This window comes from Sphingomonas changbaiensis NBRC 104936 (assembly GCF_000974765.1).
GTDB lineage: Bacteria > Pseudomonadota > Alphaproteobacteria > Sphingomonadales > Sphingomonadaceae > Sphingomonas_B > Sphingomonas_B changbaiensis.
Genome location: NZ_BBWU01000009.1, coordinates 23,827 through 40,167, shown reverse-complemented (window position 1 = coordinate 40,167; position 16,341 = coordinate 23,827). Strand labels below are relative to the sequence as shown.

Sequence of the window (16,341 nt, the reverse complement as noted above, 5' to 3'; positions counted from 1 at the left end):
CCCGTTCCGGGGAGGAGCTATTCACGCCGCCTTCGCGGGCGCGTAGTCCCGCGCACCGGCGCTCAGCCGCTCGATGCACTCGGCAATGTCGCGCTCGTCGATCGTCAGCGGCGGCAGGATGCGGACGACATTGTCGCCCGCCGCGACCGTCAGCAGGCCGTGATGATCACGCAGGTGCGCGACGAACGCGCGGCTGTCGGACTTGAGCTTGATGCCCAGCATCAGGCCCATCCCACGGACGCTGTCGAACAGATCATCATAATTCGGAATCATCTGGTCCAGCGCCTGGCGCAGCCGGTCGCCCATCGCGCGGACATGCTCCAGGAATCCAGGCTCCAGCACCACGTCGAGCACCGCATTGCCTGCGGCCATCGCCAGCGGGTTGCCCCCATAGGTCGACCCGTGCGTGCCGACCACCATGCCGTGCGCGGCCCGCTCGGTCGCGAGGCAGGCGCCCATCGGGAAACCGCCGCCGATGCCCTTCGCGACGGCCATGATGTCCGGCGTGATTCCATAATGCTCGTGCGCGAACAGCGTGCCGGTCCGGCCGACGCCACACTGTACCTCGTCCAGCACCAGCATCAGGCCCTTGTCGTCGCAGATGCGGCGCAGACCCTTCATGAAGGCCTGGGAGGCAGGGCGGATGCCGCCTTCGCCCTGGATCGGCTCAACCAGGAACCCTGCGGTCGTGTCGTCCACGGCGGCTTCAGCCGCGTCCAGATTGTCGAACTCGACGACCTTGAAGCCCGGCAGCAGGGGGTCGAAGCCGGAGCGCAACTTGTCCTGGTCGGTCGCGCTGATCGTGCCGATCGTGCGGCCATGGAACGCGTTCTTGAACGTGATCAGCGTCGTCTTCTGCGTGTCGCCGTTTGCATAGTGAAAGCGGCGCGCGGTCTTGATCGAGCACTCGACCGCCTCGGCACCGGAGTTGGTGAAAAACACGGTGTCCGCAAACGTGTTGTCGACCAGCCGCTGCGCCAGCGCCTCCCCCTGCGGCGAACCGTACAGGTTGGAAACGTGCATCAGCGTCGCCGCCTGGTCCTGGATCGCCTTTGTGAGATGCGGGTGGCCGTGGCCGAGCAGGTTGACCGCGATGCCGCTCGCGAAATCGAGATAGCGCTCGCCATTCTCGCCGATCAGATACACGCCCTCGCCGCGCACCGGCCGCACGCCGCAGCGGGGATAGACGGGCATCAAGGGCGTGATCGGCATGGCTGGCTCCTGGCAAGAAACGCAAAAAGGCGACCGCACGGCCGCCTATCGCGGGGTATAGGAGAGGGGCCAAAGGGAAACAACCCCGGAGCCGTTTCCCCTCCCTGCAAGGGAGGGGCTAGGGGTGGGTGTCGCCGAAGGCGAGCAAATCACTGAACCCGCAATGCTCGCTGCTCGCTACCCATCCCCGCCCCGCCCCTCCCCTCCCTAAAAGGGAGGGGAGAAATCAAGCCGCCAACCGCACGCCGTCGGCCATCGGATCCGGCTCCTGCAGCATCACGTGTTGCGTGAAGCCGATCTCCCCGCCTTCGCGGCGATAGGCGCCCGGCGTGATCCCCGTCACGCGCTTGAACGCCTTGGCGAATGCGCTCTCATTCTCATAGCCGACGCGCATCGCGATTTCGGCGATCGAGTGGTTGCCCTGGCGCAGCAGCGCGCCGGCGCGGAACATGCGCCAGCGCGTCACGTAGTCGAGCGGGCTCAGCCCCACGCTCGCCCGGAACCGCGCGGCGAAGGCGGAGCGCGACATGCCCGCTTCCCGCGCCAGTTCCTCGACGGTCCAGCCATGCTCCACCCGCGCGTGGATGGCCGCGAACGCGCGCGACAGGCGCGGGTCGGCCAGCGCGCCGATCCAGCCGCTCGCTTCGGCGCCGTCGGATGCCGCGTGCGCGCGGATCGCCTGGATGAACAATATGTCCGCAAGCCGGCTGACGACAATGTCGGTGCCCAGGCTCCGCCGCGCCGTCTCGACCGCCAGCAGCTGCAATGTGGACCGCATCAGCTCCGATCGCTCCGCATCCATCCGCGTCAGGATCAGCTCAGGCATCAGATCGATCAGCGGCTTCGCGCCCTGGCGGTCGAACAGGAACCAGCCGGTGATGACGGACACCGGGTCGCCGCCGCCGCCCAGCCGCACGACGTGGTTGGCATGATCGCGAAGCGCCTTGTAGCAATATTCGGTGGGCGTGGCCGGATGGTCCTGCAGCGCATATTGCGCGCCGCCGACAATCGTCCAGCAATCGCCGGCCGAGACAAGCACCGGCGCGCGATCGGCGACCGTCAGCCAGCATTGGCCGCGCACGACATAGCCGAAGCGCGCCGCCTTTCCGCGCACGAAAGTCACGCCCCAGGGAGCGGTCGCTTCGATCCGCGCATAGAGGCTGGTCTGGACGCGCATCGAACCGAACACGTCGTCGATCGGATCCATGGGTTCTTTTTCCCTTGCTGGACGTTCGATCAAGTATTCCGGCGTTCTAGCGCTTCATCGTCCAGCTGTCGAGCGATAGAGAGGACGCACAGCCAATTGCCGCATTTGCTTCTGGAGAGTCCCGTGAAAGCCTATCTGCTTGCCTTGGGCCTGATCGCCCAACCCGCTCTCGCCCTTCCGCTGGGGCAGGCGGCGTTCGCACCGGGCACGAAGGTGCCGGCCAAAATGGTCGTCAACGATTCGATCTGGACCTGCACCGACGCGCGCTGCTCCGGCCCGGCGGAAACCCGCACCGTGGCGATGCAACGCGCCTGTCAGACGCTCGCCCGTGAGATCGGCGCCGTCGCCAGCCTCACCGTCGGCGGCACGACGTTCGCGCCCGATGCGCTTGCGGCATGCAACGAAAAAGCGGGCCGCGGCACCAAGGCGGTGGCGGCCCGCTGATCGGCATCCCCTCTCTCTCCTCATTCGGAAGGAGAGAGAGGGTATCAACTTATCGCCGCCAGCCGCGGCGATCGTCATCAAAACGCTGGCGCTGCAGGTGATTCTGGAGGCGGTCGACGCGGCGCTCAAGGTCGCGATGCTCCCAGCCGCTCATCCCGTCCCGGCCGTAGCGCCAGGCGAGGCGCTCGATCTGGTTCGCCTGGCCGCGCAGGCGGAAGGCCTCGGCCCGGGTCAGCGAGCCGCGCTGGAGATTGCGGTCGATCCGATATTCGATCCGCTGCAGCCGCTGATGCACCCCGTTGCCGCCGCGAAAGCCCTGGGCGGCGGCGGGCGTGGCGGCAATCATGGCCGACGACGCGATAGCAAGCGAAACGATCAAATTCTTCATGGCACTTCACTCCTTCTTCGAGAGTGAAGCCGGTCTAGGCGATTCGCGCTGGAGCGCGGCTGAACGCCTCCGTAATGATCTGTTAAGCCAGCACTTCCATCAGGAAATAGGACAGCGCGGCATTCGCGCGCCGGTCCGCATCCGCATTATACATGACGCGCCCGGCCACCGCCGCCTCGGGGTTGGTGAAGCCGTGGACCGTGTGGCCATAGGCATGAAGCTGCCAGTCCGCACCGGCCTCGGTCAGCTCGCGCGTGAGACCCAGCACGGCGTCCGGCAAGGCGATCGGATCGTCCCAGCCGTGCAGCACCAGCACCTTGGCCTTGATCGGCGGCTGCGGGCCGAGCTCCGGCTGCGAGAACACGCCATGGATCGCGACCGCGCCCCTGATCGCGTCGGTTCCCGTCCGCGCGAGATCGAGCGCGCAGAGGCCGCCAAAGCAATAGCCGACGATCGCGATCCGGTCACGATCAACGCCGTCCAGCCCTTGCGCGAAGGCGAGATGCGCAAGCAGCCGTTCGCGGAGCAGCGCGCGGTCGCTCAGCAGCCCGTTCATCAGCGCCATCGCGCGATCGCCCAGGTCGCGCTCGCTCTTCCCGTAATGGTCGAGCACGATCGCGCGATAGCCTTCGGCCGCCAGCGCGTCGGCCTTGTCATGCTCCAGCTGCGTCGGCCCGCGCACCGTCGGCGCGATCAACACCGTGGGATGCGGCCCCGCCCCGGCCGGCCGCGCGACATAGGCCTCGCACGCGATATCGTTGGCCGTGTAGTCGACAAAGCTCATGCCTTGATCTTCCATCCCGAGCGCAGCAGCGCGTAGCAGATGGCGCCCATCACCACGTCGATGCCGAGCACCACGATCGCACCGATCATCACCGGCGAGTCGGCGTCGCCCAGGAAACCGTATCGGAAGCCGGAGATGATGTAGAAAAAGGGATTGGCGTGGCTGATCGCGCGGAAGGTGGGCGCCAGCGCGTTCACGGAATAGAATGTGCCGGACAGCAGCGACAGCGGTGCGACGACGAAGTTCGTTACCGACGCGGCATGGTCGAATTTCTCGGCCCAGATCGACGTCAGGATACCAAGGAAGGCAAGGAACAGCGCGCCCAGCACGCCGAACCAGGCGACCGCCCAGAAATGCCGCGGCATCACGTGGATGCCGGGCCATAACTGCATCGCCAGCCAAACCGCGCACCCGACCAGCACCGCGCGCGTGACCGCCGCACCGCTGAGCGCGGCCAGCAGCTCGCCGTTCGACAGCGGCGGCATCAGGTAATCGACGATCGTTCCCTGGATCTTGCCGACCAGCAGCGAGAAGCTTGCATTAGCAAAGCTGTTCTGCAGCATGCCCATCACAATCAACCCCGGCGCGATGAAATCCGCGAACGGATGACCGAGCACGGTGCGCCCCTGCCGGCCGAGCGCGACCGTGAAAATCGCCAGGAACAGCATGTTGGTGATCGCGGGCGCCCAGATCGTCTGGAGCTGGACCTTGAAGAAACGGCGCACCTCCTTCACATAAAGGGCGCGCAAGCCCGGCCAGTTCACATTCGTGATGGACGCGATGCCGGGCGCGAGGCGGACTCCGGATTGGGACTGGTCGAGCATCGGCTGCCCGCCTATCGGCAGACGGCTTCACTCGCAAGGCGCGCAGGATTTTAGGACGTAAGGACAAAGATGGCCTGGACCGACGAACGCATCGAGCAGCTGAAATCGATGTGGGAAAAAGGAATGACCGCCAGCCAGATCGCGGAAGAGCTGGGCGGCGTCAGCCGGAATGCCGTGATCGGCAAGGCCCATCGCCTGGGCCTGCAGGCGCGCCCGTCACCGGTCCGCGAAGGCAAGGACGACGGCGTGGTCCCCGCAGCCGCGGCCCCGGAGCCGCGCGCCGAAACGGCGCCGCGTCCCGCCCCGCCCCGCCCCGCTCCGCCGGCGCCCGAACGTCCGGCAGCGGCCGCTCAGCCCGAGTCGCCCGCGACGCCGGCCGCGCCCCCGCAGCCGCAGATTCGCTCGATCGGCCCCGGCGGCTTCCTGCGCCAGGCGCCGGGCGAAACCTCCGCGCCAATTCCGCCCGCGCCGCCGCGCCGCCTGGTGCCGGCCAAGCCGAGCCCGGAGATCGCCGGCAAAACCAGCCTGCTCGACCTGAATGAGCGCATCTGCAAATGGCCGCTCGGCCATCCGGGCGAGCCGGACTTCCATTTCTGCGGCGCGCCGGTGAACCCGGGCTTTCCCTATTGCGTCGCGCATTGCGGCCAAGCCTATCAGGCCCAGCTGCCCCGCCGCGACCGCCGCCCGCCGCCGCCGCTCCCCTTCGGCGGCCCGCGGGTCCGCTAAACCAGGAACGCGCGCAGTTCGCGGGCGAAGCCGGTCCAGGCTGGCTCGTCCGCGAGCGGCATATGGTTCTGGCTGTCGACCGATATCATCCGCGCGCCGGCGATCCGGGCGGCGACGTCCTCTGAACAAGCGTGCGGGATGATCCGGTCGCCGCGGCTGTGCGCGACCAAAGTCTCCGCGGTGATCCCGCCGAGTTCATCGCGGATGTCGACGCTGCGGAAGACGTCCTGCAGCGACTCGTTCAGGCCCATGATCGTCACCAGCCGCTCGTTCAGCCACTCGATCACCTGGTCGCGTGCGCCGGGCCAGTACAGCGCGCCCAGCATCCGTCCGAACACTTCGCGGTCGCCGTCGCGATAGATCTGCCCCATCCGCAGCAGCGTGTTCCTCCGCTTGATCTCGTCCTGATCGCCGCGCACGCCGAAGCCGGCCGCATAACCGCCATAGAGCAGCATCTTGCGCACCCGTTCCGGATGCCGCGCCGCATAAGCCAGCGCGACAAGCGCGCCATGCGACAGGCCGATCAGGTCGAACAGCTCCACGCCTGACGCGTCGACCACCGCCTCGAAATCCTCGACCAGCGCCTCGAACGTCCAGCGCGGCGGCTGCGGGTCGGATAGCCCGACGCCGCGCAGGTCGCTTCGGATCAGACGGTGCCCCTGCACCACTGCTGCCATCCAGTGCGCCCAGGCGGCCGTGTCCCAATCCAGCTCGACATGGTGGAACCACACGGCCGGCTGCAGCAACGGAAAGCCCTCGCCGATCTCCGAATAGCCGATCCGCGCGCCGTCGGCAGACGTGCAAAAGGCGATGCGCTCGCTCGCCCTCGCGTCCGGCAGCGCCGCCTTTGCAGCCGCGCCTGCGAAGGCCGCCGCCATTCGCCGCCGCCACACCGCGGGCGGCTCGCCATATTCGCGCTTGAATGCACGCGTGAACGCCGCTTCCGAGTTGAAGCCGACTTCATAGCCGACATTGCCGCTGCTCTGCCGCCCGTCCCGCAGCATGTTGGCGGCAATCCGCATGCGCCAGCGCGCGCAGTAGCGCATCGGCGGCTCGCCGATCAGCGCCGTGAACCGGTCGGCCAGCGCGGAACGGGACAGGCCGACCTCGCGCGCAAGGGAGCTCATGTCGAGCGCTTCGCAGTAGCGGCTGTGGATGATTCCCAGCGTGCGGGCGACCACCGGGTCCCGCAGCCCCGCCAGCCAGCCGCCCTGTCCCTGCGGCAGCGCGTCAATGTAGCGGCGTACCGCCTCCCCGAACAGCAGTTCGCTCAACCGGGCAATCACGCCCGGCGGAGCGGTCGACAACCCCTCCGCCGCGAACCGCAGCGAGCTTTCCAGCCAATCCCCGCCTGCGCCCGCGTCAGCCTGGATCAGCAACAGGCTCGGCAGGCTCTGCAGCAACGCGTTCTCGGGCGAGGTGCTTCCCAGGAATCCGCAATAAAGCTGCGTTTCGGCGCCCTCGCCCGCGATCTCGATGCGGGCGGCGACGCCATCATGCCCCGGCTGGATCAGGTCGACGGCCTCGACTGCCTTCAGGCCCGGCACGCTGTAGATCACGTGCCGCTCATTGCGCGGGATGATGATGATGCAGCCCGGCCCCGCCTCGACCGGGGCCGCACCCGGCGCTTCCACCCAGACGCGGCCCGATCGGACATAATGATAGCCAATCACGTGCGCCGGAACGGGGAAGAAGGCGGCGCAATGTTCGGGCGTGAATTGCGACGCGATCGACCAGGCGCCCGCCATCTCCGCATCGATCACGACGCCGCCGGTCAGCCGCATCGACGACAGGATGTCCGAAAGCACGTCCATGGCCGCTCCGGGCCCTTGTTCCGGTGATTCGGTCAAATCATCCGGCAAGCCGGTCATTCTGGCAACCGCCGAAACGCAGTATCCCAAGTCCGGGTCAAGCAAATCTCAGGTTCGCAACCGCGTTTCACCCCTGACGCGGAATACCCGGTCTTTGCCCAACCATGGAGTTCCTAATGCTTATCAAGTTTTCGCCCGAAACCATGAAGCTCCTGATCGTGAGCTTCTGCACCTTCGTCTGCAGCTCCACGGCCGTCATCGTCGCGGTGACGCCGTTCGGCGGCTTCTGATCATCAGCATCGGAGACATGAAATGTACAAGGATTTCAGCTACGAAGCAGTCTTGTCCACGTCAGAGCGCGCCGGCTGGCGGCTCGACGACGTGTTCGGGCCGAACCAGCGGCTCGATTTCGCCGCGCACTTCATGCCCGAAGCGCTGGCCCGCACCAGGGCGGCGCCGGGCCTGGAGCCGGACGAACGACGCGTCCTCAACCAGATCGGCGGCCACCAATATCTGTCGCTGTTCGGGCTGATCGAGGAGTTCATTCTGCCGTTCCTGCTCGACCACGCGCGGCCGCTGCTCAACACCGACGATTACCGCGTCCGCGCCCTGCTCCAGTTCGCCGGCGAAGAGGCCAAGCACATCCAGCTGTTCCGGCGCTTCCGCGATGCATTTGCCGCCGGCTTCGGAACGCCATGCGAAGTCATCGGACCGGCCGAGGCGATTGCGGCGGAGGTTCTGCGCCACGACCCGCTGGCGGTCGCGCTCGCCATCCTCCAGATCGAGTGGATGACGCAGGGCCATTATCTGGACAGCGTCCGCGATGATGGCAGCCTCGACCCGCTGTTCAAAAGCCTGCTCCGCCACCACTGGATGGAGGAAGCACAGCACGCGAAGATCGACACGCTGATCGTGCTGGCGCTTGCCGATGGTCGCAGCGAGATTGAGATCGTCGCCGCCGCGAACGAATATCTGGAGATCGGCGCCTTCCTCGACGGCGGCCTCGCCCAGCAGGCGGAGCTCAATCTCCAGACCTTCGAGCGTGCGGTCGGACGCTCGCTCCCGAACCGGGCGGCGCTGCTTGCCCAGCAGCACCAGGCGGCGCGGTGGACCTATCTGGGCTCCGGCATGGTCCACCCGCAGTTTGTCGACACGCTGGAGCGGATTTCGCCGACTGCCCGCGCCCGCATCGACGCCGTCGCGCCCCAGTTCGCCTGATCCCTAGCATCACCAAGAGAGAGAAGGAGAAGACCCATGTTGGATACCGTCAAGAAAACCCGCGTGAACGACATCGACCTCACCGCCCTGGGCGAGGTGGTCGACGCGATCGGCGCCGATCCTGCCAAGGCCAAGGTGGCCTTCAACGTCACCACGCGCTGGCTGGGCCAGACGCGCAGCGAGTCGGTCGTGGACAGCTATGTGATCGGCGGCGAGCGGGTCGAGCGCAGCTTCCGCATCGTTGCCGACGAGCCGGAGGAGTTGCTCGGCACGAACAGCGCGCCCAACCCGCAGGAGCTGCTGATGTCGGCGGTGAACGCCTGCATGGCGGTCGGCTATGTCGCGGGCGCGGCGTTGCGCGGCATCGAGCTTGAATCGCTGGAGATCGAGACGCGCGGCGAGCTCGACCTGCGCGGCTTCCTCGGCCTCAGCGACGCCGTCCCGCCCGGCTATCGCGGCATCGACTATGACGTGCGGATTAAGGGCAATGGCACGCCGGAGCAATTCGCCGAAATCCATGAAACGGTGATGGCGACCAGCCCCAATTACTTCAACATCAGCCGGCCGGTGAAGATGAACGGCAGGCTGATCGTCGGCTGACGCGGCACCGCCGCAGACGCGGAGCGCTCCCGTCCGCCCCCTGCGGGAGCGCTTTGCCGCCGGTTCGATCCGGAACGGCGGCAACTCCTTCGTGACAAAACACTAAACAGGTTATAAATTCGGCGCGTCCTCTGCCCAGGCCATCACCATCACCGTCACGCCGACCCTGGCGCCGAACGGTTTCGGCTCTCCATCCTATGCAGGCTGGGTCTCGAATGCGGTCCAGGCCATGTACCACGGCTACACCTCCTTTGGTGACCCGAACGCGCCGACCTATTTCCATGCCCAATCGGTCGTCGGCGCCTCCCAGGGCATCGTCACTGGTTTCCCGAGCTGGAAGGGCTTCGCCGACCCGGGCACCAAATTCGGCGCCGCCTTCGCCAACGAGCTTGGCAACCGGATGCATTTCAGCCTTCGGATCACCGGCGACGATCAACAGATCTCGATCTCGCAGCTGATGCTCACGATGGCGTCGAGCGACCCGGACGATGCGCTCGGTTTCAGCTACGCCGCAGGCGCCTATAATTATTCCAACGATTATCAGGGCGTGCTGAAGGGCTCCGACGGCATGCTCGGGACGGGCGATGACGTGTTCATCACCTCCGGTCCGAACACGCAGCTGGTGGACGCCATTGTCGGGCGCGGCTCCGGCAATTCGTTCGCTGCTTATTGCACGGGCTGCACCGTCGCCCAGCAGCAGCAGGCGATCAACGACGCGGCCGCCTACTGGTCGCCCAACGGCGGGACCTTTACCGGCACCTACACGCTGGGCGCCGCGACCGGATCCGGCACGTTCACGATCACGGCGGTTCCGGAGCCGGCGACCTGGGCGCTGATGATCGGCGGCTTTGGCCTGATCGGCGCAGCCGCGCGCCGCCGCCGGACGGCAGTGCTCGCCTGATCTGCTAAGCGCGGGCCGGCGCGAGAGAGACCACGCCGGTCGACCGTTCTGGCCCGCTCGTCGATCACCCGCGCCGCGCTGCTTGACGGCAGCGCGGCGCGGGCATTGATCGGATCATGGCCAAGCGCGTCCTGACGTCGATCCATCTGCCGCATGCGCCGGAACGTGTCTGGACCGTGCTCGCCGATTTCGCGCATTATCGCGACTGGAATCCGCTGAACCTGGACGCCAGCGGCGAAGCGCGCATCGGCGCCAGAGTCGCAATGCGGTTCCTGAATCCCGCCAAGCCTGGCGCGACCATCCGCCAGACGGTCACCATCACCCGCGCCGAACCGGCCCACGTGCTTGCGTGGCGCGGGCATGTGCCGCTGCTGTTCACCGGCGATCATCTGTTCGAGTTCGTTCCCGAAGCAGGCGGCACCCGTCTGTTCCACAGCGAAACGCTGTCCGGACTCATCCCCTGGCGCTGGACCGAGGAGCAGATCGAGCGCGATTTCGTGCCCGCCTACGAAGCGTGCAACCGCGCCCTCGCCGAGCGTTTGCGCGCACTCGAGAATGTCGTCCCTATGCGACGCCTTTCCGCCTAGGGGCCGTCGGCTTAAGCTGATTTTCACCCTGTGCCGCGGCCGTGATGAATTTTGACGGTTCCGCCCCTGCCCTTCCCGCTTCTATAGCTCTTGGCCATGTCCGATCTGTTTGCTTCCAACGCGGCGCTTTCCACCGATTATGACGCTTCCTCGATCGAGGTGCTGGAGGGGCTGGAGCCGGTCCGCCGCCGCCCGGGCATGTATGTGGGCGGCACCGACGAGCGGGCGCTTCATCACCTTGCCGCCGAAGTGCTCGACAATGCGATGGACGAAGCCGTCGCCGGCTTTGCGACGCGCATCGAGGTCACGCTGGATGTCGGCAATCGGCTGACGATCGCCGACAATGGCCGCGGCATGCCGGTCGATCCGCACCCGAAATACCCGGACAAGTCGGCGTTGGAAGTCATCATGTCGATGCTCCATTCCGGCGGCAAATTCGCCGGAAAGGCGTATGCGACGTCGGGCGGCCTGCACGGCGTCGGCGTTAGCGTCGTCAATGCCCTCTCCGCCGAAACGACGGTCGAGGTTGCGCGCAACAAATCGCTCTATCGCCAGCGCTTTGCCCGCGGCGTGACCTTGGGGCCGCTGGAAGAGCTGGGCGCGGTGCCGAACCGGCGCGGTACCACTGTCTCCTTCGTGCCCGATCCGGAGATTTTCGGCGAGGAGCTGAAGTTCAAGCCGGCGCGGCTCTACCGCCTCGCTCGCTCCAAGGCGTATCTGTTCGCGGGCGTCGAAATTCGCTGGAAATGCGCGCCCGACCTGATCGCCGACACCGACATTCCCGCCGAAGCCGTGTTCCAGTTTCCAGGTGGACTTGCCGATCATCTGAAGGAGCAGATCGGGACGCGCGAATGCGCGACGACCGAATTCTTCACCGGTGCGCAGGAGTTCCCCGATGGCCAGGGCCGCGTCGAATGGGCCGTTGCCTGGCCGCTGTGGAGCGAAGGCAGCTATAGCTGGTACTGCAACACCATCCCGACGCCCGACGGCGGCACGCACGAGCAGGGGCTTCGCGCCGCGCTGACCAAGGGCATCCGCGCCTTCGGCGAGCTGACCGGCCAGAAGAAGGCCAAGGACATCAGCGCCGAGGATATCGTTACCGGCGCCGAGCTGATGCTGTCCGTTTTCATCCGCGACCCGCAGTTCCAGAGCCAAACCAAGGACCGGCTGACTTCCCCGGAAGCGGCGCGGCTGGTCGAGAATGCGATCCGCGACCATTTCGACCATTTCCTCGCCGACCGGATGGAGCGCGGCAAGGCGCTGCTCGGCTTCGTCATGGATCGGATGGACGAACGGCTGCGGCGCAAGGCAGAGCGCGAGGTCAAGCGCAAAACCGCGACCGGCGCGCGCAAGCTCCGCCTGCCCGGCAAACTTACCGACTGCGCCAACGACAGTCCCGAAGGCACCGAGTTGTTCATCGTCGAGGGCGACTCGGCCGGCGGCTCGGCCAAGCAGGCGCGCGATCGCAAGACGCAGGCGATCCTGCCGATCCGCGGCAAGATCCTGAACGTCGCTTCCGCCACCGCCGACAAGATCCGCGCGAACAACGAGATCGCCGACCTGATCCAGGCATTGGGCTGCGGCACCCGCGACAAATGCGCGCCCGATGCGCTTCGTTACGAACGCATCGTCATCATGACCGATGCCGACGTGGACGGCGCCCACATCGCGACGCTGTTGATGACCTTCTTCTTCCAAGAAATGCCGGACATCGTCCGGCGCGGGCACCTCTATCTCGCCCAGCCTCCGCTCTACCGGCTGACGGCAGGCGGCAAGAGCCTCTATGCCCGCGACGATGCCCACCGCGCCGAGCTGGAAGCGACGGAGTTCAAAGGCAAGAAGGTCGAGGTCGGCCGGTTCAAGGGCTTGGGCGAAATGAACCCGCAGCAGCTTCGCGAAACCACAATGGCCCCGAAGACCCGCAGCCTGATTCGCATCACCCTGCCCCAGGATTACGAGGAACGCGCCGGCGTCCGCGATCTCGTCGACCGGCTGATGGGGCGAAATCCGGAACACCGGTTCCAGTTCATCCAGGAAAACGCGTCGCGGCTGGATGAGGAAGCGATCGACGCTTGATCTAACCCCTCTCCCGCTTGCGGGAGAGGGAGGGGCCCGCCGCGAAGCGGTGGGAGGGTGAGGGCCCGATAACCTTTACCACAGTACCCTCACCCCGCTCGCGCCCGCCGGCGCGAGTCGCCCTCTCCCGCTCGCGGGAGAGGGAATTCTGCATCAAAACCTGATCGCCACCTCGCCGCCGAACGTCCGGGGCGGGTTGAAGTTGGCATAGTCGCCAAGGATCGCGGCGTTGGCTGCGGACCGGCGATAGATGTGCGTCTCGTTGAACAGGTTGCGGGTCCAGACCGAGAGCGTGGCTGTCGTCCCGCTGCCGTTCACAGGGATGTCCGCCAGCGCGATGCGGCCGTTCACGATGAAGCTGGAGTCGGTCTTCACCGGCTCCGACTGGAAGCTGTACTGAGGATCGGCATAATTGGCGTCGAGGTGGAAGCGAAGCCTGGCGCCGTTCCCCGCGACCGGAACCTCATAGTCGATGAAGCCCGAGGCCGCGTTGCGCGGCGTGAAGACTGTATAGACCTGGAACGGCGCGTTGTTCAGGAACGGGTTCGGCGTCGGCGGCACCCGCGTATAGGTGTAGGCGTAGGATGCGCCCATCGTCAGATTGTCCACCGGCTGCACGGTCAGGTCCGCCTCGACGCCCCTGATCCTCGAAATGCCCGGCGCGTTGCGCGTCTCTTCCGTGTGCAGGTTGAACGTCGGGTTCGGCGATCCGTCCGGCAATGTCGGCCGTGTGTCGACATTGTCGAAGTCGGTCTGCGTGCCCTTGCGGTCCATGATGTAGCCGGCAAGGTTCAGGCGCACGCGCCGGTCGAACAGGTCGAGCTTCGCGCCCGCTTCATAGGACCTGACCGACTCCGGACCGAACGCATTGAACGTCTGCGACCGGTCGTTGGCGCCCCCCGCCCGGTAGCCGGTCGCGTATTTGGCGTAGAGGTGCACATCCGGCGTCACGTCGATCGCGGCGGTCACCAGTGGGTCGACCCGGTTGGCGGAGAAGTGGAAGCCGTAGTTCGTCGGCTTGTTCTGGACGACGAAGAGCAGGCCGTCGCGCTTGTCGTGCGTGTAGCGGGCGCCTGCGGTCAGGTGGAAGATATCGAAGCGGGCGGGCGTGAAGGTGAACTGGCCGAAGACGGCATAGCTCGTCGCTTCGGCGCGACTGTCGCGCTGGACGAACCAGGAGCTGCGATCCCAGCCCTGGTTGCCGGACGTGATCGGGCCGAAAACGATCGGACTGTTGACGGTGTATCCGGTGGCGTCCGCGTTCCAGCGGTTGCTGCTGGGCGTGGCCGCGGCCTCGGACGCGTGTTCCTTGAAATAATAGGCACCCACGACGTAATCGAGCTGCGGAAAGCTGCCGACCGCCTGGAGCTCCTGGCTGAACTGGTTCTGAAACAGCTCCGACAGGCTGTAGCGGCTGAAATTCGTGTTCGGCGCGAAGATGGTGCGGTGCGCGCCGCCTGAGTTATCCCATTGGTGCGTGCTGACCTTGCGCCACGCGGTGATCGACCGGAGCTCGAGGTCCGGCGTCGGTTCGTACTTCAGAATGCCGGTGAAGCCGCTCGTGCGATCCACGCTCGGCTGCTGCGGCACGCCGATGTCGGCGACCTTCATCCGGTTGTCGCCGCTGACGACCACCAGCGGCGAAAGCGGCGCGATGCAGGCCGGCGTGCAGGTGCCGCCCGGAGGCGCAACGAGCTTGCCGTTCGCGTCATAGACGCCGACCGTGCGGCCGAGCGGATTGTAGTTCACCAGCTGGCTGTAGAAGGGCGTGTTCTCGTCCTTCGACCGGTCATAAGACAGGTCTGCCGTGAAGCCGTCGAACGGCGTCCACCGGACCGCAGCGCGGCCGCCGACGCGGTTGAAATAGTTCCAGCCTTTCTGGCCGGCGAGCGGGTTTTTGGTGGTGGCGCCCTGGTGCTGCATCACGCCGTCCAGCTTCACCGCCAGGTTGGCGAAGGCCGGGAAGTCGATGTGCGCCTCGCCGTTGTAGCTCCCGTAGTTTCCGACGCCCGCGCTGACCCGCCCACCGAACTCGCCGGTGGGCGCCTTCGTCACGATGCTGAGCGCGCCGCCTTCCGTATTGCGGCCGAACAAAGTCCCTTGCGGCCCGCGCAGCACCTCGATCCGCTCCACGTCGAACAGCGCAGCATTCAGGCCCTGCTGGCGGCCCAGATAGACGCCGTCGACATAGACGCCCACGCCTTGGTCGCGTGCGGTCTGGTTGGCGTCGAACGGCACGATGCCGCGGATGCCGATCGTCAGTGCCGACTGGCGCGCCTCGAAGGTCGCGACGCGCAAGCTGGGTACGCCGCCATCGGCCAGATCGTAGAGGCTCTGGACGTGCCGGTCCTTGATGAGCTGCGAGTTGACCACAGAGATCGCGATCGGCGTCTGCTGCAGGTCGGTTTCGCGCTTGGTTGCGGTCACCACGATTTCGCCAAGGCCGCTGCCGTCGCCGGCATCGACCGCGTCGGCGGCAGCGACGACATCATCGGCCGCAATGGCGGATGTGGTGAAACAGGCGGCCGGCAGCGCGGTGCCGAGCATCAGAACGAAACGAAGACGCGTCATGGATTGACCCTTTTGGATTGCGGGACGCGGCCCCCGCCGCTTCCGTCCGGGCCGCGCTAGGCGCGTTCGGGGTCAGATTCGGGACTCGCCGGTGACGAGTCCGCGACGTATTCGTGACGTTCGCGTTACAGAATGTCAGCGCTGGCAGGCGGCGCAGTAGAAGGTCGAGCGGCCGCTATCGACGCGGCGCCGGACCGGCGCGCCGCACAGGCACGCCTGACCTTCCCGGCCATAGACGCGCCATTGCTTGGCGAAATAGCCGAGTTCGCCGTTGGGCCGGGCGTAATCGCGCAAGGTCGATCCGCCGGCCTCGATCGCCGCTTCCAGGACCGCGCGGATCGCCGGCACCAGCGCATCCAACCGCTTGCGCGCGATCCGACCGCCCGCCCGCGTGGGCGCAATGCCGGCCATGTACAGCGCCTCGCAAACATAGATATTGCCCAGCCCGGCGACGATCCGTTGATCGAGCAGCAACGCCTTGATCGGCGCGCTGCGTCCCTCCAGCGCATGGGCCAGATAGTCTGACGTGAAATCCGGTCCCAGCGGCTCCGGCCCCAGCGCCGCAAAGGCGGGATAGGCGGCCAGCTCAGCCGTCGGGAACAGGTCGACCGAACCAAACCGGCGGGGATCGTTCAGCGCCAGCCGCCGCCCCGCCCCGGTCTCCAGCACCAGATGGTCGTGCGTGCCGATCTCGTCCGGGTCGAGCCGCCAGCGGCCCGACATGCCGAGATGGAAGATCATCGTGTCGCCGCGGTCGGTGTCGACCAGCCCGTATTTGGCGCGGCGGCCAAGCCCGGTGACGCGCGCGCCGGTCAGCCGCTGGCGCAGGTCAGGCGGGAACGCAAAGCGCAGGTCCGCGCGCCGTGCCTCGACACGCGCGAGCGTCTGGCCCTCGAGGACGGGCCGCAGCCCGCGAACCGTGGTTTCGACTTCGGGAAGTTCTGGCACCGGATGCAGCTAAGCGGCGTTTGCTTGCCCCACAAGCTCCCGCT

At 66.6% G+C, this 16,341-nt stretch carries 15 protein-coding genes; 7 read left to right on the top strand and 8 right to left on the bottom strand.

All coding sequences use genetic code 11. The annotated features are described in order from the left end of the window. Positions 1-21 precede the first annotated feature (21 nt). Entirely contained in the window at positions 22-1,212 is a 1,191-nt protein-coding gene (locus tag SCH01S_RS01735; protein WP_046347049.1) for an aspartate aminotransferase family protein, read from the bottom strand. Between the two features lie 226 nt (positions 1,213-1,438). Continuing rightward, positions 1,439-2,419: an AraC family transcriptional regulator gene (locus SCH01S_RS01730; protein WP_084689342.1), complete on the bottom strand. Its 981-nt coding sequence runs from the start codon at positions 2,417-2,419 to the stop codon at positions 1,439-1,441. A gap of 123 nt (positions 2,420-2,542) precedes the next feature. Here SCH01S_RS01730 and SCH01S_RS01725 point away from each other — a divergent pair, with 123 nt between their 5' ends. Beyond that, a complete protein-coding gene (locus SCH01S_RS01725) occupies positions 2,543-2,863 on the top strand; it encodes a DUF8200 family protein (RefSeq protein WP_046347048.1) in 321 nt (106 codons plus the stop codon). Between the two features lie 49 nt (positions 2,864-2,912). Here SCH01S_RS01725 and SCH01S_RS01720 read toward each other — a convergent pair whose 3' ends face one another. The 3 genes from SCH01S_RS01720 to SCH01S_RS01710 all read right to left on the bottom strand — a co-directional run bounded on the left by SCH01S_RS01720 (position 2,913) and on the right by SCH01S_RS01710 (position 4,859). Beyond that, positions 2,913-3,251: a hypothetical protein gene (locus SCH01S_RS01720; protein ID WP_046347047.1), complete on the bottom strand. Its 339-nt coding sequence runs from the start codon at positions 3,249-3,251 to the stop codon at positions 2,913-2,915. 82 nt (positions 3,252-3,333) lie between these two features. Beyond that, positions 3,334-4,035, bottom strand: a complete 702-nt coding sequence (locus SCH01S_RS01715) for a dienelactone hydrolase family protein (RefSeq protein WP_046347046.1) — start codon at positions 4,033-4,035, stop codon at positions 3,334-3,336. After that, positions 4,032-4,859, bottom strand: a complete 828-nt coding sequence (locus tag SCH01S_RS01710) for an ABC transporter permease (RefSeq protein ID WP_046347045.1) — start codon at positions 4,857-4,859, stop codon at positions 4,032-4,034. Before SCH01S_RS01710 ends, SCH01S_RS01715 begins: the two co-directional genes overlap by 4 nt. Positions 4,860-4,928: 69 nt before the next feature. Between SCH01S_RS01710 and SCH01S_RS01705 the strand changes: the two genes are divergently transcribed. Further along, the gene (locus tag SCH01S_RS01705; protein ID WP_046347044.1) at positions 4,929-5,585 is read left to right on the top strand and encodes a GcrA family cell cycle regulator; all 657 of its coding nucleotides are present in this window, start codon (positions 4,929-4,931) and stop codon (positions 5,583-5,585) included. On the opposite strand, the gene SCH01S_RS15995 is transcribed toward SCH01S_RS01705, so the two are convergent. After that, positions 5,582-7,399: an alpha/beta fold hydrolase gene (locus tag SCH01S_RS15995; protein WP_084689341.1), complete on the bottom strand. Its 1,818-nt coding sequence runs from the start codon at positions 7,397-7,399 to the stop codon at positions 5,582-5,584. The genes SCH01S_RS01705 and SCH01S_RS15995 overlap by 4 nt on opposite strands. Positions 7,400-7,708: 309 nt before the next feature. Here SCH01S_RS15995 and SCH01S_RS01695 point away from each other — a divergent pair, with 309 nt between their 5' ends. The 5 genes from SCH01S_RS01695 to parE all read left to right on the top strand — a co-directional run bounded on the left by SCH01S_RS01695 (position 7,709) and on the right by parE (position 12,778). Beyond that, complete coding sequence (locus SCH01S_RS01695; RefSeq protein WP_046347043.1) at positions 7,709-8,614, top strand: diiron oxygenase; 906 nt, start codon at positions 7,709-7,711, stop codon at positions 8,612-8,614. A 36-nt stretch (positions 8,615-8,650) separates the two neighbouring features. Next, complete coding sequence (locus tag SCH01S_RS01690) at positions 8,651-9,214, top strand: OsmC family protein (RefSeq protein ID WP_046347042.1); 564 nt, start codon at positions 8,651-8,653, stop codon at positions 9,212-9,214. 229 nt (positions 9,215-9,443) lie between these two features. After that, positions 9,444-10,115 (top strand): PEPxxWA-CTERM sorting domain-containing protein, encoded by a 672-nt coding sequence (locus tag SCH01S_RS17035; protein ID WP_046347041.1) that lies wholly within the window; start codon positions 9,444-9,446, stop codon positions 10,113-10,115. Between the two features lie 116 nt (positions 10,116-10,231). Next, on the top strand, positions 10,232-10,702 hold the full coding sequence (locus SCH01S_RS15655) for an SRPBCC domain-containing protein (RefSeq protein WP_052733718.1): 471 nt from the start codon (positions 10,232-10,234) through the stop codon (positions 10,700-10,702). A gap of 96 nt (positions 10,703-10,798) precedes the next feature. Further along, a complete protein-coding gene (gene parE, locus SCH01S_RS01675) occupies positions 10,799-12,778 on the top strand; it encodes a DNA topoisomerase IV subunit B (protein ID WP_046347040.1) in 1,980 nt (659 codons plus the stop codon). 153 nt (positions 12,779-12,931) lie between these two features. Here the strand turns inward: parE and SCH01S_RS01670 are convergent, their stop codons facing one another. Next, on the bottom strand, positions 12,932-15,349 hold the full coding sequence (locus SCH01S_RS01670; RefSeq protein ID WP_084689340.1) for a TonB-dependent receptor: 2,418 nt from the start codon (positions 15,347-15,349) through the stop codon (positions 12,932-12,934). A 135-nt stretch (positions 15,350-15,484) separates the two neighbouring features. Continuing rightward, complete coding sequence (gene mutM, locus SCH01S_RS01665) at positions 15,485-16,297, bottom strand: bifunctional DNA-formamidopyrimidine glycosylase/DNA-(apurinic or apyrimidinic site) lyase (RefSeq protein WP_046347039.1); 813 nt, start codon at positions 16,295-16,297, stop codon at positions 15,485-15,487. Positions 16,298-16,341 lie beyond the last annotated feature (44 nt).

What these genes read in the sequence shown, in the direction of transcription:
- SCH01S_RS01735 (WP_046347049.1), bottom strand. Translation starts at nt 1,212, where the DNA reads ATGCCGATCACGCCCTTGATGCCCGTCTATCCCCGCTGCGGCGTGCGG.
- SCH01S_RS01730 (WP_084689342.1), bottom strand. Translation starts at nt 2,419, where the DNA reads ATGGATCCGATCGACGACGTGTTCGGTTCGATGCGCGTCCAGACCAGC.
- SCH01S_RS01720 (WP_046347047.1), bottom strand. Translation starts at nt 3,251, where the DNA reads ATGAAGAATTTGATCGTTTCGCTTGCTATCGCGTCGTCGGCCATGATT.
- SCH01S_RS01715 (WP_046347046.1), bottom strand. Translation starts at nt 4,035, where the DNA reads ATGAGCTTTGTCGACTACACGGCCAACGATATCGCGTGCGAGGCCTAT.
- SCH01S_RS01710 (WP_046347045.1), bottom strand. Translation starts at nt 4,859, where the DNA reads ATGCTCGACCAGTCCCAATCCGGAGTCCGCCTCGCGCCCGGCATCGCG.
- SCH01S_RS01705 (WP_046347044.1), top strand. Translation starts at nt 4,929, where the DNA reads ATGGCCTGGACCGACGAACGCATCGAGCAGCTGAAATCGATGTGGGAA.
- SCH01S_RS15995 (WP_084689341.1), bottom strand. Translation starts at nt 7,399, where the DNA reads ATGGACGTGCTTTCGGACATCCTGTCGTCGATGCGGCTGACCGGCGGC.
- SCH01S_RS01695 (WP_046347043.1), top strand. Translation starts at nt 7,709, where the DNA reads ATGTACAAGGATTTCAGCTACGAAGCAGTCTTGTCCACGTCAGAGCGC.
- SCH01S_RS01690 (WP_046347042.1), top strand. Translation starts at nt 8,651, where the DNA reads ATGTTGGATACCGTCAAGAAAACCCGCGTGAACGACATCGACCTCACC.
- SCH01S_RS17035 (WP_046347041.1), top strand. Translation starts at nt 9,444, where the DNA reads ATGTACCACGGCTACACCTCCTTTGGTGACCCGAACGCGCCGACCTAT.
- SCH01S_RS15655 (WP_052733718.1), top strand. Translation starts at nt 10,232, where the DNA reads ATGGCCAAGCGCGTCCTGACGTCGATCCATCTGCCGCATGCGCCGGAA.
- parE (WP_046347040.1), top strand. Translation starts at nt 10,799, where the DNA reads ATGTCCGATCTGTTTGCTTCCAACGCGGCGCTTTCCACCGATTATGAC.
- SCH01S_RS01670 (WP_084689340.1), bottom strand. Translation starts at nt 15,349, where the DNA reads ATGACGCGTCTTCGTTTCGTTCTGATGCTCGGCACCGCGCTGCCGGCC.